The following is a 14,077-nucleotide window of genomic DNA, read 5'->3' as shown; positions in this document are numbered from 1 at the left end:
AGCCGAGCCTGCGAGTGTTCTGCCGCCGAAGGCGGCCGGAGTGAGGACGCTCAGACGGTGGAGCGGACCCGGGCGCGGGCGTTGCGGCGCTTCAGCGCGCGACGCTCGTCCTCGGAGAGACCGCCCCAGACCCCGTGGTCCTGACCGGCCTCGAGAGCCCACTGGAGGCACTGTTCACGCACGTCGCAACGACGGCAGACAGCCTTGGCCTCCTCGATCTGGAGGATGGCCGGGCCGGTGTTCCCGATGGGGAAGAACAGCTCCGGGTCCTCGTCGAGGCATGCCGAACGGTGGCGCCAATCCATGGGCGGGGGATCCCTACTTCCTACTACGTCTGGGCAGCGGCACGATCAGTGCCTCAGCGACCGCACGGGCGCGATGGTGTGAACGCCTTCACGTGCGACTGCCAAGGATTCCAATTATTGGAGCGTTAAACAAGGGTTCATGAGCGTGGGATTCCTCACCGCGACGACGTGCCTCGTAGGCTGACGCGGTGCCGCGCCCGTTTCTTGTGACTGTAGCCGCTGCCCTGGTCGGACTCCAGGGACTTGTCCTCGTGGCGTGGGGAGTTCTCGTCCTGGTGGACATCTCCGCGATGTCGGTCTCGACCGCGATCTTCTTCCTCGCCTACGGCGTGGCGCTCGGCGCCTGCGCGTACGGCCTGCTCCGGTTGGTCTCCTGGACGCGGGCCCCGATCGTGCTGACCCAGCTGATCACCCTGGGCCTGGCCTGGGACGCCCGGCACACCAATGCCCCGGTCGCGATCGCGCTGGCTGTCGTCGCCCTGGTGGCGCTCGGCTGCGTGCTCAACCCGGTCAGCCTGGAGGCGCTCTCCTCCGAGGAGTGAGCCCGAGTCCCGATCCGTACGCCTTCGGCGGCGGACCGGCTCGCGACCTCGTTCCTCAGTCCTCCAGCGCGTTGCGCAGGTGGGCGAGCGTCCGGGTGAGCAGGCGGGAGACGTGCATCTGGGAGATGCCGACCTCCTCGGCGATCTGCGACTGGGTCATGTTGCGGAAGAAGCGCAGCATGAGGATCGTCTTCTCGCGGCTGTCGAGCGCATCGAGCAGGGGCTTGATCGACTCGCGGATCTCGACGTGCTCCAGCTGCTCGTCCTCGATGCCGAGCGCGTCCAGCATCGTGGCGGTGCTGTCGTTGCCGTCGGAGGCGTCCAGGGAGAGCGTCGCGTACGCGCTGCCCGACTCGAGCGCCTCGACGATCTCCTCGACCGTGCAGCCGAGGTGCTCGGCCAGCTCGCGGGGCGTGGGGGAGCGCCCCAGCAGCTGGGTGAGATGCGCGCTGGCGGTGCCGATCTGCAGGCGCAGCTCCTGGAGGCGCCGCGGCACCCGGATCGCCCAGCCCTTGTCGCGGAAGTGACGCTTGATCTCACCGATCACGGTCGGCGTGGCGTAGGTGGAGAACTCCACGCCGCGCGAGGTGTCGAAGCGGTCGACCGCCTTCAGCAGGCCGATGGTGCCGACCTGGACGAGGTCCTCGTGCGGCTCGCCGCGGTTGCGGAAGCGGCGCGCGCAGTGCTCGACCAGCGGCAGGTTGAAGCTGACCAGGTGATCGCGGGCGAACCGGCGATCGGAGTCGGTGCTGTCCTCGGCGTGCAGGATGGAGAAGAGCGCGGCATTGCGCCGGCGGCTCTCCTCGATCGCGGCACTGCGGGGGATGTCCACGGCGCTCGCGTGGCTCTCGTCCCGAGACGGATCGATGGTCATGTCAGACGCCGGTCTCCAGCGGCAGCGCGGTGACCACCAGGCTCAAGGCGACCAGCCCGTCGCTGTGCGTGAGCGAGGTGTCGGTGGCCAGCGTGCTGAGCACCTGCCAGCCGAAGTCCTCCTCCGGTGTGAGGACAGGGTGCTGCGCCGGCGCGGAGATGCGCACGGTGATCGCGCCGGCACCGAGCCAGAACTCCGCCGTCAGGTCGCCACCGTCGTCGACGCCGGAGAGCACGATCGCGCATGCCTCGCCGACCGCCATCCGCAGGTCCTCGATGTCATCGAGGGTGAAGTCGAGCCGGGCCGCGAGGCCGGCGCTGGTGGTGCGCAGCACCGAGACGTACGCGGAGTCGGCGGGAAGGCGGAGCTCGACGTGAGCGCGACCGGTGGCCCCGAATGCTGACGACATGGGCGTCATCCTTCCCCATCCGGCAGAGGGCTACACCGGCATTCGCGGTAAATGCAAAGAAGCCGAGACGGTACGCGCAGCCAGCCACCGCCTCCGCCGACCGCCGACCCGGCACCGCTCGACTGCTCGGCTGGGCGAGCAGTCGCTGCAGTCGTGGCCACCCGTCCGGCCCGGAGGTGACTCGGCGAATGACGAACCGCCCCGGCGCCAGGGGAGGTTGGTCGGGGCCGGGGCGGTTGGTTGGTCTCGCAGTTCCCACCCGGTCGCCGTGACGCACCCTGCGACCCCGCCGGTCTAGTCAGGGCGAAGGTCACAGTGTGCGTGCGCCAGTTTGTTGAAACCTGAACCTCGGCCACCTCGTCGCGTACTCCCGGGAGCGCCTTGTCGGGGGACAGGCGGCGGCGAGGTGGCCACGCGGCCACGCGCGACCAGCGTTCGCGCACCCATCCGGCCGCGGCTCACGCGTTGCTGACCCCATGTCTGTGGCCTACGGATGAGGACCGCACCCCGAACGTGCTCGACGCCGCCTCCGCCCGCTGAGTCCTGGTGCGGACTCCCTGCGGGCCGAGGCGGCGTCAAAGTAGCGTCTCCGCAGGTCAGCGACCTGCGGCGAGCGTCAGGCCTTCTTGGTCTCCCAGAAGATCTCAGCGATCTCGTCGATCTTGGCGAGCAGCTGGTCGGCGACCTCGGCGTCCAGCGTGCCCTTCGTGCCGGAGGCACCCGCGAGCTTGGTGGCCTCGTTGAAGAGGGTGTGCAGCTGCGGGTACTTCTCGAAGTGCGGAGCCTTGAAGTAGTCGGTCCACAGCACCCATAGGTGGTGCTTGACCAGCTCGGAGCGCTGCTCCTTGATGATCACCGCGCGGGTGCGGAAGTCGGGGTCGGAGCTGTCGTTGGCCTTGGCGATGATGGCCTTGATCGACTCGGCCTCGATGCGGGCCTGGGCGGGGTCGTACACGCCGCACGGCAGGTCGCAGTGGGCCGAGACCTCAAGAGTGGGGGCGAAGATGCGCGCGAACATGCGGGGTCCTCTCGTCGTCTAAGGGGTCGTTCCGCTGCGACACTACTCGCGTGGCGCAGCGCTCACTACAGGTACCCCTCTCCGGCCTCGGCCTCGCCCGCGTGACGGGCGACTCCATGGTGCCGACGCTGCGGCCGGGGGACCGGCTGCTGGTGTCCTACCGGCGGGCCCCGGTCGCGGGGGACCTGGTCGTCGCCCAGTTCGTCGACGGCACCGTCGCGGTCAAGCGGGCCACGGAGCGTCGCGAGACCCGTACGGGCGAGCCGGGTTGGTGGCTGCTCAGCGACAACCTCGACGACGGGGTGGACTCGCGCCACCGCGGCGTCGTCCCGGCCTCGGAGGTGATCGCCGTGGCGATCGCACGTCTGTGGCCACGGCCGCGCCGGATCTGACGCCGATGTGATCCAAGCCATTCAGAAGTGCCCTCGGCATCGGAGACATGCCGTGCCAGACTGACCAGTCCCTGGAGACGACCTCTCCACGGGTCCGTCTGTATCCGCGCCTCACCCTCTGTGCGCTGCCTGTTCCGCCCGCCTGAGACAAGAAGTTGCGCTGCCATGACTGAATCGACCCACCCCTTCGCCGGTGACCCCGTCTTCGACCTGCACGTCGGCGGCAAGATGGCCATCGCCGCCACGGCCTCCGTGAGCGACCGCGAGGCGCTCTCGATGGCGTACACGCCGGGCGTCGCCCGCGTCTGCACCGCGATCGCGGAGAACCCCGAGCTGGCCGAGGTCTACACCTGGGTGCCGAACACGGTCGCGGTCGTCACCGACGGCACCGCGGTGCTCGGCCTGGGCGACATCGGCCCCGCGGCCGCGATGCCGGTCATGGAGGGCAAGGCGGTCCTGTTCAAGGAGTTCGGCGGGGTCGACTCGATCCCGATCTGCCTGGACACCACCGACGTGGACGAGATCGTCGAGACCGTCGTGCGGATGGCACCGAGCTTCGGCGGCATCAACCTCGAGGACATCTCGGCGCCCCGCTGCTTCGAGATCGAGGACCGGCTCAAGGCGCGACTCTCGATCCCCGTCTTCCACGATGACCAGCACGGCACCGCCGTCGTCACGCTCGCGGCCCTGATGAACGCGCTCAAGCTCACCGGCCGCAACCCCGAGTCGACCCGCGTGGTCATCTCCGGTGCCGGCGCCGCCGGCGTCGCGGTCGCCAAGATCCTGCTTGAGTACGGCATCAAGGACCTTGCCGTCCTCGACCGCAAGGGCGTGCTGCACAGCTCGCGTGAGGATCTCACCGCCTCCAAGAAGTCGCTCGCCGCCCTGACGGCCGACCAGTCCGGTCGTACGGGCACCCTGGCGGACGTCATGGCCGGCGCGGACGTCTACGTCGGCGTCTCGGGCGGGACCGTGCCCGAGGAGATCGTCGCGACCATGGCCCCCGACGCGATCATCTTCGCGATGGCCAATCCCGACCCGGAGATCCACCCCGACGTGGCGCACAAGTACGCCCGTGTGGTGGCCACCGGCCGATCGGACTTCCCGAACCAGATCAACAACGTGCTGGCCTTCCCCGGCATCTTCCGCGGCACCTTCGACGTGCGCGGCACCGCCATCACCGAGGGCATGAAGCTCGCCGCCGCCGAGGCGCTGGCCGCCCTGGTGGGCGACGAGCTGGCCGAGGGCTACATCATCCCTGCGCCGTTCGACCCGCGCGTGGGACCGGCGGTCGCCGCAGCGGTCGGCGAGGCCGCTCGACGCGATGGTGTGGCGCGGGGCTAGGTTCGAGGCATGTTCGCTGTCTACGCCGACAAGATCAGCCGCGAGGACCCGCTCAGCGGGCTGGTGATCGGGGAGCGGCCCGACCCGGTCGCACCCGAGGGCTGGGCCACGGTCACGGTCAAGGCCGCCAGCCTCAACCACCACGACCTCTGGTCGCTCAAGGGCCAGGGCCTCCCGGCCGAGCGGCTGCCGATGATCCTCGGGTGCGACGCCGCCGGCCTCGATGAGGACGGACGCCCGGTCGTGGTGCACGCCGTCATCTCCGCCCCGGACTGGGTCGGGGACGAGACCCTCGACCCCAAGCGCTCGCTGCTCTCCGAGCTCCATCAGGGCACCTTCGCCGAGAAGGTCGTCGTGCCCCGCAGCAACGTGATCGCGCTCCCGGACGGCTACTCCTTCGAGGAGGCCGCCTGCCTGCCGACGGCGTGGCTGACCGCCTACCGGATGCTCTTCACCCAGGGCGGCTGCAAGCCCGGGCAGACGGTGCTGGTGCAGGGCGCCGGTGGCGGCGTCGCCACCGCGCTCATCGTGCTCGCCCGCGCAGCGGGCCTGCGGGTCTGGGCGACCTCGCGTGACGAGACCAAGCGGTCACGCGCCCTCGAGATCGGCGCCCACGACGTGTTCGCCTCCGGCGAGCGGCTGCCGGCGAAGGTCGACGCCGTCATGGAGACCGTCGGCAAGGCGACGTGGGAGCACTCGATCCGCTCGCTCAAGCCGGGCGGCGCGCTGGTCATCAGCGGGACGACGTCGGGCCCCGACCTCGACAACGCCATGCTCACCCACATCTTCTTCCTCCAGCTGCGGATCATCGGCTCGACGATGGGCACGCGCGGCGAGCTCGGCTCCCTGGTCGCGCTCCTGGACGCCACCGGCCACAAGCCGCTGATCGACCGGGTGCTGCCCATGGAGCAGGCCCGTGACGGCTTCGAGGCGATCGCCGGCGGCGACGTCTTCGGGAAGATCGTCCTCACCCGATGACGCAGCGGAGGCACCTGATCACCGGCGCAGGCTCGGGGATCGGGCGGGTGCTGGCGCAGCGGCTTCTGGAGCGCGGCGACGAGGTGCACGCGGTCGTCCGTACGGCCGGTCGCGCACCCGAGGGCTGCATCGAGCTGGTCGCCGACCTGGCCGATGACGCCGCCGTCGCGGCCCTCGACCTGCCCGGCGAGCTCGACACCGTGCTGCACGTTGCGGGCGTCGTCGAGCTGGCGAGCGTCGCGGAGATCAGCGCGGCCGGGCTGCGCGAGCAGCTCGACGTGAATCTGATCGCGCCGGTCCTGCTGACGCGGGCCGCACTCCCCGCGCTGCGGGCGGCACGGGGCCTGGTGGTGTTCGTGAACTCGTCGGCCGGACTCAGCGCCAGCCCGTCCTGGTCGGCGTACGCGGCCTCCAAGTTCGGTCTGCGCGCCGTCGCCGACGCGCTGCGCGCCGAGGAGCAGGCGAGCGGCGTACGGGTGACGACCGTCTTCCCGAGCCGGACCGCGACGCCCATGCAGGAGAAGGTGCACGAGCAGGAGGGCGGGGTCTACGACGCCGCCCGCTGGATCCGGCCCGAGACCGTGGTCGACACCATCCTGCACGTCATCGACCTGCCGCGGGACGCGACGATCCCGGACGTGACGATCAGGCCGTTGGTGCCCCGGCCGAACGCCAGTTGACCGCACCGATGAGGACCATCCGCAGCCGGGTGCGGATCACCTCGGCGACGGCCGCCTCGCGACTCGGCGCCGCTGCCAGCAGGTCCTCGGCCGCGCCGACCATCAGCGTGACGATGAGGCCGGACAGCGCCCGCAGGTCCGGAGTCGACAGGGCCTGACCCTGGGGGAGGCGGGCCAGGTCGGTCGCGAGCTCGTGCTCGCACAGGTCGATCTCGTGCCGGATCGCGGCACGGACGTCGGGGGTCCCGGCCACGCGCTCGCGGATGAGGAAGGCGAAGTGCGCCGGCTGGGCGCGGACGTGCTCGGTGACGATCCGCACCGAGGAGTCGACGATGCCGACCAGGCTCTCGATCGCCTCTGGCTGGCGGACGGCGCTCAGCATCGCGCGCAGCGAGACGAAGGCCTCCTCGACCAGGGCGAGGCCGAGCGCGTCGATCGAGTCGAAGTGCCGGTAGAAGGCGGTCGGTACCACGCCGACCTCCTTGGCCACGCTGCGCAGGGACAGGCTCGCCAGCCCGCTCTCGGCGGTGAGGTCCAGCGCCGCGTCCAGGATGGCGCGGCGGGTGCGCTCCTTCTGCTCGGCGCGGGTCTCGGTCACGGCGGCATCCTAGCCACCGCCCTTCACTTTCCGTGAACACGTGTTCACCGAAGTGGCGCGGCTCACCACGCGTCCCGTTGCGCAGGGCGGACCAGACCAGCCATAGTTTCGGTGTACGCATGTTCACTGAATGGAGAAGCGCATGTCTTTGACACAGGTGCTGACCGGCTCGAAGCTCGGTCGTCGCTTCCTGGACTCGGCCTTCGCCGAGGCGCTCGCGACGCCCCACGGCGTCGACCGTTACGTCGAGATGGTGGACCCCCTCTGGTCGCGGCGCGAGATCCGCGCCGAGGTGACCGACGTCGAGCGCAAGACCGCCGACAGCGTCACGCTCACCCTCCGTCCCAACACGAACTGGGCCGGCTTCAAGGCCGGTCAGTTCGTCAAGCTCTCGGTCGAGATCGACGGCATCCGCCGCACGCGCTGCTACTCGCCCGCGAACTCGCAGTTCCGGCGCGACGGCAGGATCGAGCTCACCATCAAGGTCGACCCGGCCGGCCTCGTCTCGCCGTGGCTGCTGGCCAACGCCGAGCCCGGCCTGATCGTGCAGATCTCGCCGGCGCAGGGTGACTTCCACATCCCGCTCCCGCACCCGCGCAGCATCCTGCTCATCAGCGGCGGCTCCGGGATCACGCCGGTGATGTCGATGCTGCGCACGCTCACCGAGCGCGCCTACATCGGCAAGGTCACCTTCCTGCACTACGCGTTCACCGAGGACGACGTCATCTACCGCGACGAGCTCGCGGAGATCGAGGCGAAGTACGAGGGCGTCCGCATCATCCGGGCGTACACGAACGCCGACAACGGCGACCTGCAGGGATTCTTCACCCGCGAGCACCTCGTCGCGGCCGACAAGCACTTCGCCGAGGCCGAGACCTTCCTCTGCGGCCCGATGCCGCTGATGGACAGCGTCCGCGCCGTCTTCGAGGCCGAGGGGATCACCGACCGCCTCCACCTGGAGCAGTTCGCCGCCCCGACCCGTACGGTCCCGACCGACGAGGCCACCGGCGAGCTGGTCTTCAGCGCCTCCGAGACGAAGGCGGAGAACAACGGCCAGACGATCCTCGAGCAGGCCGAGGGCGCGGGGCTCAACCCCGACTACGGCTGCCGCATCGGCATCTGCAACGCCTGCGTGAGCACCAAGCTCACCGGTATCACGCGCAACGTCCTGACCGGCGAGATCAACACCGACAACGACGTCAGCATCAAGCCGTGCATCTCGGCCCCGTGCGGCGACGTCTCCATCGACCTCTGATCCCTCAGACACCACTTTCAGGAGCTCTCATGACCACCACGAAGACGAAGAAGCTGGCGCCCGAGCAGATCGAGGCGTTCGGCAAGGAGCTCGACGACCTGCGTGCGCGCATCGTCGCCGACCTCGGCGAGAAGGACGCGAACTACATCCGCGGGATCGTCGGGCTGCAGAAGAAGCTCGAGATCTCCGGCCGCGCCCTGCTGTGGGCCGGCTGGCTCCCGCCGGCCTGGATCGCGGGCGTCACCGCCCTCTCCCTGTCGAAGATCATCGACAACATGGAGATCGGCCACAACGTCATGCACGGCCAGTACGACTTCATGAACGACCCGGAGTTCACGGCGAAGAACTTCGACTGGGACAACACGATCCACGCCGACAGCTGGCTCTACACGCACAACTACGTGCACCACACCTTCACCAACATCGTCGGCAAGGACCACGACGCCACCGGCTACGGCGTCATGCGGATGACCGACGAGACCCCGTGGCACCCGATCTGGCTGCTCAACCCGGTCTTCTGCGGGCTGCTGCAGACGTTCTTCCAGTGGGGCACCGCGCTGCAGGAGTTCGAGTCGGAGAAGTGGTTCCGTGGGGAGCAGACCTGGGCTGACATGGCCCCGGCGCGCAAGCGCTTCATGGAGAAGGCCGGCAAGCAGGCGTTGAAGGACTACGTCCTCTTCCCGCTGCTCTCGGGCCCGGGCGCGCCGTTCACGTTCGTCGGCAACGCGACCGCCAACCTGGTCCGCAACCTCTGGGCCTCCTCCGTCATCTGGTGCGGCCACTTCCCGGAGGGCGCCGAGACGTTCTCCATCGAGGAGACCGAGGACGAGAGCCACGCCGAGTGGTACTACCGCCAGATCCTCGGCTCCGCGAACTTCACCGGCAGCCACATCGTCGACGTCCTGTCGGGCAACCTGAGCTACCAGATCGAGCACCACCTCTTCCCCGACATCCCGGCGTACCGCTACGCCGAGATCGCGGTCGAGGTGCGCGAGATCTGCGAGCGCTACGGCGTCCGCTACAACGAGGCCCCGATGTACAAGCAGCTGTGGAGCGTGTGGCAGCAGGTCTTCAAGCTGGCGCTGCCGGACTCCACCTACACCCAGGGCGTCCTCGCCGGCCTGAAGGAGATCGTCACCTTCCCCTTCAGCCGCAAGAAGGCGAAGGCGGGGGCCCCGGCCTCGGCTGCTGCCGAGCAGACCGTGCTGGCGGCCTGACACCACTGTCGTGGACACTGGTCCCGTGACGAACCCACGCCTGAGCAAGCTCGAGATCCGCAAGGACGTCCTGCAGAGCGCCGTCGAGTCGATGGCGTCCACGGTGGGCGAGGTGACCGGCATCGTCACCGGCGCGATCAAGGACGTGGCCGCCTCGGTCGGGGGCCTGGCCACCGATCTCTTCGAGCTGCGTGAGTCCGCCCGCCGCGCCCACGAGGATCTCGACGACTGACGCCGAGCCTGTACGACGAAGACCGCCGGGTCTGCAGTTCAGCACTGCAGACCCGGCGGTCTTTCCACGTCTTCGGCAGAGGTCGGTCCGGCCCCCTGGGGCGGCGGCGACGTCGTCGCTCGGCACCCGTCACGAGCATGCTCGTGACCCGGCCTCGCTCCTAGTCCTCCGGGTCGTCGAGGCGGGCCAGCCAGGTGGCGAACCGCTCGATCGGCGTCTCGAACTCCGGGTAGGTGTCCACGAACGCCTGGAGCTGCTCGGCCAGCCAGGCCAGGGTGACGTCGTCGTCACCCCGCCTGGTGATCAGCTCCTCGATGCCGCGATCGGTGAAGTACATCGACCGTGCGCCTGACTCAGGCGAACGCCTGGTCGAGCAGCTCCTGCTGCTCGGTCAGGTGACGCTTCGAGGTGCCGACCGCGGTGGTGGTCGACGCCGCACGGGAGACGACCTGCACCGGGACACCGAGCTGCGGGGCGATGTTCAGCGCGAACGTCGGCCACGGACCCTGGTTGAACGGCTCGTCCTGGACCCACCTGACCGTCTTGAGGTTGGGGTAGGACGCGATCTCGGCCTTGAGCTCCTCGATCGGCCACGGGTAGAGCTGCTCGGTGCGGGCGACCGCGACCGTCTCCTGCAGGCCACGCTTGCCGCGGTCGACCATGATGTCCCAGGTCACGCGACCCGAGACCATCAGAAGGGTCTCGACCTTGGACTTGTCGGCCATCGCGTCGCCGATCACCGGACGGAACTCGCCGCTGGTGAAGTCCTCGGGCTGCGAGGCGGCCTCCTTGCGGCGCAGCATCGACTTCGGCGTGAAGACGATGAGCGGGCGGTGGTCCTCCGAGTGCGCGTGGGTGCGCAGCAGGTGGAAGTGCGAGGCCGGGGTCGACGGCTGGGCGATCTGGATCGCGTCGTCGGCGGCCATCTGCAGGAAGCGCTCGATGCGGGCCGAGGAGTGGTCCGGGCCCTGGCCCTCGTACCCGTGGGGGAGGAGGAGGACGACGCCGGAGTCCTGGCCCCACTTGGTGCGACCGGAGGTGATGTACTCGTCGATCACCGACTGGGCGCCGTTGACGAAGTCGCCGAACTGCGCCTCCCACAGGACGAGTGCGTCCGGTCGGGCGACCGAGTAGCCGTACTCGAAGCCGAGGGCGGCGTACTCGCTCAGCAGCGAGTCGTAGACGTAGAACTTCGCCTGCTCCTCGGTGAGGTTGGACAGCGGGGTCCACTCGTCGGCGTTGGTGCGGTCGATCATGGTGGCGAAGCGCTGCGAGAACGTGCCACGACGCGAGTCCTGGCCGGCGAGGCGGACCGGGCGGCCCTCCATCAGCAGCGAGCCGAAGGCGAGCAGCTCGCCGGTGGCCCAGTCGATGCCGCCCTGCGTGATCTGCTTGGCACGACGCTCCAGCTGGGGCATCACCTTCGGGTGGACGGTGAAGTCGACCGGCGGGGTGACGTACGCGTCGGCGACCCGCTTGAGGACCTCGTCGCTGACGGCGGAGGGCGTCGGCGCCGCGGCCTTGGCGGGGTACTGCGGGACGGTCTGCCACTGGTCGGGGCGGGCGTCGGCGTCGCGGACCGAGGTGAAGACGCGCTCCAGCTTGGCCTGGTAGTCGGCCAGGACCTGCTCGGCCTCCTCCACGGTGATGTCGCCACGACCGATGAGGGCCTCGGTGTAGAGCTTGCGCACCGAGCGCTTCTTCTCGATCAGGTCGTACATCAGCGGCTGGGTGAACGACGGGTCGTCGCCCTCGTTGTGGCCGCGGCGGCGGTAGCAGATGACGTCGACGACGACATCCTTGTTGAACGCCTCGCGGTACTCGAACGCGAGCCGGGCGACGCGCACGCACGCCTCCGGGTCGTCGCCGTTGACGTGGAAGATCGGGGCCTGCACCATCCGGGCCACGTCCGTGGCGTACAGCGTCGAGCGGGAGTTGCTCGGGCTGGTGGTGAAGCCGACCTGGTTGTTGATGATCACGTGCACGGTGCCGCCGGTGCGGTAGCCGCGCAGCTGCGAGAGGTTGAGCGTCTCGGCGACGACACCCTGGCCCGCGAACGCCGCGTCACCGTGGATGAGCAGCGGCAGCACCGAGAAGTCGCCCTTGTCAAGGACGTCCTGCTTGGCGCGGGCGATGCCCTCGAGCACCGGGTCGACGACCTCGAGGTGCGAGGGGTTCGCGGCGACGGTGACCTTGATCTTCTCGCCGGTGCCCGCGACGAGCTCGCCCTCGGCGCCGAGGTGGTACTTCACGTCGCCGGAGCCCTGGACGGTGCGCGGGTCGATGTTGCCCTCGAACTCGCGGAAGATCTGCGAGTACTCCTTGCCGACGATGTTGGCCAGGACGTTGAGGCGGCCGCGGTGGGCCATGCCGATCGCGACCTCGTCGAGGCCGGCCTGCGCGGCGGCCTCGCAGATCTCGTCGATCACCGGGATGGCGGTCTCGCCGCCCTCGAGGGAGAAGCGCTTCTGGCCGACGAACTTCGTCTGCAGGAAGGTCTCGAAGGCCTCGGCGTTGTTGAGCTTCTCCAGGATCCGGAGCTGCTCCTCGCGCGGGGTCTTGTCGTACGGGCGCTCGACGCGCTCCTGGATCCAGGCGCGCTGCTCGGGGTCCTGGATGTGCATGTACTCGATGCCGGTGGTGCGGACGTAGGAGTCGCGCAGGACGCCCAGGATGTCGCGCAGCTTCATGAACGGCTTCCGGCCGGCGCCGAAGGACCCGACCGGGAACTCGCGCTCGAGGTCCCACAGCGTCAGGCCGTGGTTCTCGATCTCGAGGTCGGGGTGGGTGCGCTGCTTGTACTCGAGCGGGTCGGTGTCGGCCATCAGGTGACCGCGCACGCGGAAGGCGTGGATCATCTCGCCGACGCGGACCTGCTTGGAGATCTGGTCGTCGTGGCTGGTCGCGACGTCCTGGCTCCAGCGGATCGGGGCGTACGGGATGCGCAGCGAGCGGTAGATCTCGTCGTAGAAGCCGTCGGCACCCATCAGGAGCTTGGCGACCGTGGCGAGGAACTCGCCGGACTGGGCGCCCTGGATGACCCGGTGGTCGTACGTCGACGTCATCGTCATGATCTTGCTGACGCCGTTGGCGGCGATGGTCGTCTCCGAGGCGCCCATCCACTCCGGCGGGTACTCCATCGAGCCGACGCCGATGATGGCGGCCTGGCCGGACATGAGGCGCGGGACGGAGTGGCTGGTGCCGAGACCGCCGACGTTGGTCAGGCTGACCGTGGTGCCGGAGTAGTCGGCCATGGACAGCTTGTTGTCCTTGGCCTTCTTCACGATGGCCTCGTACGCGGCCCAGAACTCGGCGAAGTCCATCGACTCGCAGCCCTTGATCGAGGGGGCGACGAGCTGGCGCGTGCCGTCGGCCTTCTGCTGGTCGATCGCGAGGCCGAGGTTGATGTGCGGCTGGGTGACGAGCGTCGGCTTGCCGTCACGCTCCTCGTACGTGTTGTTCATCGCCGGCTGGGACTTGATCGCCTTGATGATGGCGTAGCCGATGAGGTGCGTGAACGACACCTTGCCACCGCGCGCACGGCGCAGGTGGTTGTTGATCACGGTGCGGGAGTCCCACAGCAGCTTGACCGGGATGTTGCGCACGGACGTCGCGGTCGGCACGGACAGGGAGATGTCCATGTTCTTCGCGGTGGCGGCCGGGATGCCCTTGAGGACCGTGTACGTCGGCTGGTCCGGGGCGGTCGCGCCCGCAGCGGCGACCGGAGCGACCGGGTTCTCCTTGGGCAGCGGGTTGGTCGTGTCCTTGGCGGGCTCGGCGGCCTGGCTGGTCGCCGGGCGGGGCGTCGCGACCGGCGTCACGCCGGTCGCCGGGGTGCCGTTGGCGGCCGTCGTCGCCTCGGCGGCCGGGGCGGCGGCCGGCACCGGCTCGGGCGCCAGGCCGGCGGGCGCGGTGGCCTTCGCTGCCGCGGCGGGGGCCGCGGCCGTCTCGACCGGCGACCCGTTCTTCTCGAAGAACTTCACCCACACGGGATCCACGCTGCCGGGATCCTTCGTGTACTGGTCGTACATCTCCTCGACGAGCCACTCGTTGGCGCCGAACTCGGCGGGGACGTCGGAGGTGCTGTGGGACGGGTTGCCTGAGGACACGGGCTGGGTCGCCTCTTCCGGATGAGCGCGTTTTGGACTGGACTTCCGGGAGTCAAGGCTAGCCCCCCGATGGCCATGAACCGATGGTTGGGTCATAACTTCGGTCACAGTGTTGCCGACACCA

15 protein-coding genes are annotated in these 14,077 nt (G+C 69.3%); 8 read left to right on the top strand and 7 right to left on the bottom strand.

Annotation, left to right across the window (positions count from 1 at the left end):
• Positions 1–50 precede the first annotated feature (50 nt).
• On the bottom strand, positions 51–305 hold the full coding sequence (locus tag KSO98_RS05790) for a WhiB family transcriptional regulator (RefSeq protein ID WP_225284082.1): 255 nt from the start codon (positions 303–305) through the stop codon (positions 51–53).
• 251 nt (positions 306–556) lie between these two features.
• Here KSO98_RS05790 and KSO98_RS05785 point away from each other — a divergent pair, with 251 nt between their 5' ends.
• Complete coding sequence (locus tag KSO98_RS05785; RefSeq protein ID WP_225284081.1) at positions 557–847, top strand: hypothetical protein; 291 nt, start codon at positions 557–559, stop codon at positions 845–847.
• Positions 848–902: 55 nt separating this feature from the next.
• On the opposite strand, the gene KSO98_RS05780 is transcribed toward KSO98_RS05785, so the two are convergent.
• The 3 genes from KSO98_RS05780 to sodN form a co-directional block, all read right to left on the bottom strand.
• A complete protein-coding gene (locus tag KSO98_RS05780; RefSeq protein ID WP_225284080.1) occupies positions 903–1,721 on the bottom strand; it encodes an RNA polymerase sigma factor SigF in 819 nt (272 codons plus the stop codon).
• A gap of 1 nt (position 1,722) precedes the next feature.
• Positions 1,723–2,130 (bottom strand): ATP-binding protein, encoded by a 408-nt coding sequence (locus tag KSO98_RS05775; protein WP_225284079.1) that lies wholly within the window; start codon positions 2,128–2,130, stop codon positions 1,723–1,725.
• Positions 2,131–2,746: 616 nt separating this feature from the next.
• A complete protein-coding gene (sodN, locus tag KSO98_RS05770) occupies positions 2,747–3,148 on the bottom strand; it encodes a superoxide dismutase, Ni (protein ID WP_225284078.1) in 402 nt (133 codons plus the stop codon).
• A 50-nt stretch (positions 3,149–3,198) separates the two neighbouring features.
• On the opposite strand from sodN, the gene KSO98_RS05765 reads away from it, so the two are divergent.
• From KSO98_RS05765 to KSO98_RS05750, 4 genes are all read left to right on the top strand, one after another.
• Positions 3,199–3,540 (top strand): S24 family peptidase, encoded by a 342-nt coding sequence (locus tag KSO98_RS05765; RefSeq protein WP_225284077.1) that lies wholly within the window; start codon positions 3,199–3,201, stop codon positions 3,538–3,540.
• Positions 3,541–3,705: 165 nt separating this feature from the next.
• Complete coding sequence (locus KSO98_RS05760) at positions 3,706–4,884, top strand: NAD(P)-dependent malic enzyme (protein ID WP_225284076.1); 1,179 nt, start codon at positions 3,706–3,708, stop codon at positions 4,882–4,884.
• Positions 4,885–4,893: 9 nt separating this feature from the next.
• The gene (locus KSO98_RS05755; protein ID WP_225284075.1) at positions 4,894–5,862 is read left to right on the top strand and encodes a zinc-binding dehydrogenase; all 969 of its coding nucleotides are present in this window, start codon (positions 4,894–4,896) and stop codon (positions 5,860–5,862) included.
• On the top strand, positions 5,859–6,542 hold the full coding sequence (locus KSO98_RS05750; RefSeq protein ID WP_225284072.1) for an SDR family oxidoreductase: 684 nt from the start codon (positions 5,859–5,861) through the stop codon (positions 6,540–6,542). Before KSO98_RS05755 ends, KSO98_RS05750 begins: the two co-directional genes overlap by 4 nt.
• On the opposite strand, the gene KSO98_RS05745 is transcribed toward KSO98_RS05750, so the two are convergent.
• Positions 6,508–7,140, bottom strand: coding sequence for a TetR family transcriptional regulator (locus KSO98_RS05745; protein ID WP_225284070.1), 633 nt, complete (start codon positions 7,138–7,140; stop codon positions 6,508–6,510). The genes KSO98_RS05750 and KSO98_RS05745 overlap by 35 nt on opposite strands.
• Before the next feature lie 142 nt (positions 7,141–7,282).
• Here KSO98_RS05745 and KSO98_RS05740 point away from each other — a divergent pair, with 142 nt between their 5' ends.
• The 3 genes from KSO98_RS05740 to KSO98_RS05730 are packed head-to-tail and all read left to right on the top strand — an operon-like array spanning position 7,283 to position 9,844.
• On the top strand, positions 7,283–8,395 hold the full coding sequence (locus KSO98_RS05740; protein WP_225284068.1) for a ferredoxin reductase: 1,113 nt from the start codon (positions 7,283–7,285) through the stop codon (positions 8,393–8,395).
• A 29-nt stretch (positions 8,396–8,424) separates the two neighbouring features.
• Positions 8,425–9,612, top strand: a complete 1,188-nt coding sequence (locus tag KSO98_RS05735) for a fatty acid desaturase family protein (protein ID WP_225284067.1) — start codon at positions 8,425–8,427, stop codon at positions 9,610–9,612.
• Positions 9,613–9,637: 25 nt separating this feature from the next.
• On the top strand, positions 9,638–9,844 hold the full coding sequence (locus KSO98_RS05730) for a hypothetical protein (RefSeq protein ID WP_225284066.1): 207 nt from the start codon (positions 9,638–9,640) through the stop codon (positions 9,842–9,844).
• A gap of 160 nt (positions 9,845–10,004) precedes the next feature.
• Here KSO98_RS05730 and KSO98_RS05725 read toward each other — a convergent pair whose 3' ends face one another.
• Together KSO98_RS05725 and KSO98_RS05720 are read right to left on the bottom strand one after the other, a co-directional pair.
• Positions 10,005–10,181 carry a DUF6104 family protein gene (locus KSO98_RS05725; RefSeq protein WP_225284065.1) on the bottom strand — a complete coding sequence of 59 codons (177 nt, stop codon included), beginning with the start codon at positions 10,179–10,181 and terminating at the stop codon, positions 10,005–10,007.
• Positions 10,182–10,197: 16 nt separating this feature from the next.
• On the bottom strand, positions 10,198–13,953 hold the full coding sequence (locus tag KSO98_RS05720; protein WP_225284064.1) for a multifunctional oxoglutarate decarboxylase/oxoglutarate dehydrogenase thiamine pyrophosphate-binding subunit/dihydrolipoyllysine-residue succinyltransferase subunit: 3,756 nt from the start codon (positions 13,951–13,953) through the stop codon (positions 10,198–10,200).
• Positions 13,954–14,077: the final 124 nt, after the last annotated feature.

This window comes from Nocardioides nematodiphilus (assembly GCF_020216525.1).
Taxonomy (GTDB): domain Bacteria; phylum Actinomycetota; class Actinomycetes; order Propionibacteriales; family Nocardioidaceae; genus Nocardioides; species Nocardioides nematodiphilus.
This window is presented reverse-complemented; position numbering and strand designations above follow the sequence as displayed.

Excerpts from the sequence above, each read along its gene's own strand:
- KSO98_RS05790 (WP_225284082.1), bottom strand. The coding sequence starts at position 305 with ATGGATTGGCGCCACCGTTCGGCATGCCTCGACGAGGACCCGGAGCTG.
- KSO98_RS05780 (WP_225284080.1), bottom strand. The coding sequence starts at position 1,721 with ATGACCATCGATCCGTCTCGGGACGAGAGCCACGCGAGCGCCGTGGAC.
- KSO98_RS05775 (WP_225284079.1), bottom strand. The coding sequence starts at position 2,130 with ATGTCGTCAGCATTCGGGGCCACCGGTCGCGCTCACGTCGAGCTCCGC.
- sodN (WP_225284078.1), bottom strand. The coding sequence starts at position 3,148 with ATGTTCGCGCGCATCTTCGCCCCCACTCTTGAGGTCTCGGCCCACTGC.
- KSO98_RS05760 (WP_225284076.1), top strand. The coding sequence starts at position 3,706 with ATGACTGAATCGACCCACCCCTTCGCCGGTGACCCCGTCTTCGACCTG.
- KSO98_RS05755 (WP_225284075.1), top strand. The coding sequence starts at position 4,894 with ATGTTCGCTGTCTACGCCGACAAGATCAGCCGCGAGGACCCGCTCAGC.
- KSO98_RS05750 (WP_225284072.1), top strand. The coding sequence starts at position 5,859 with ATGACGCAGCGGAGGCACCTGATCACCGGCGCAGGCTCGGGGATCGGG.
- KSO98_RS05740 (WP_225284068.1), top strand. The coding sequence starts at position 7,283 with ATGTCTTTGACACAGGTGCTGACCGGCTCGAAGCTCGGTCGTCGCTTC.
- KSO98_RS05735 (WP_225284067.1), top strand. The coding sequence starts at position 8,425 with ATGACCACCACGAAGACGAAGAAGCTGGCGCCCGAGCAGATCGAGGCG.
- KSO98_RS05725 (WP_225284065.1), bottom strand. The coding sequence starts at position 10,181 with ATGTACTTCACCGATCGCGGCATCGAGGAGCTGATCACCAGGCGGGGT.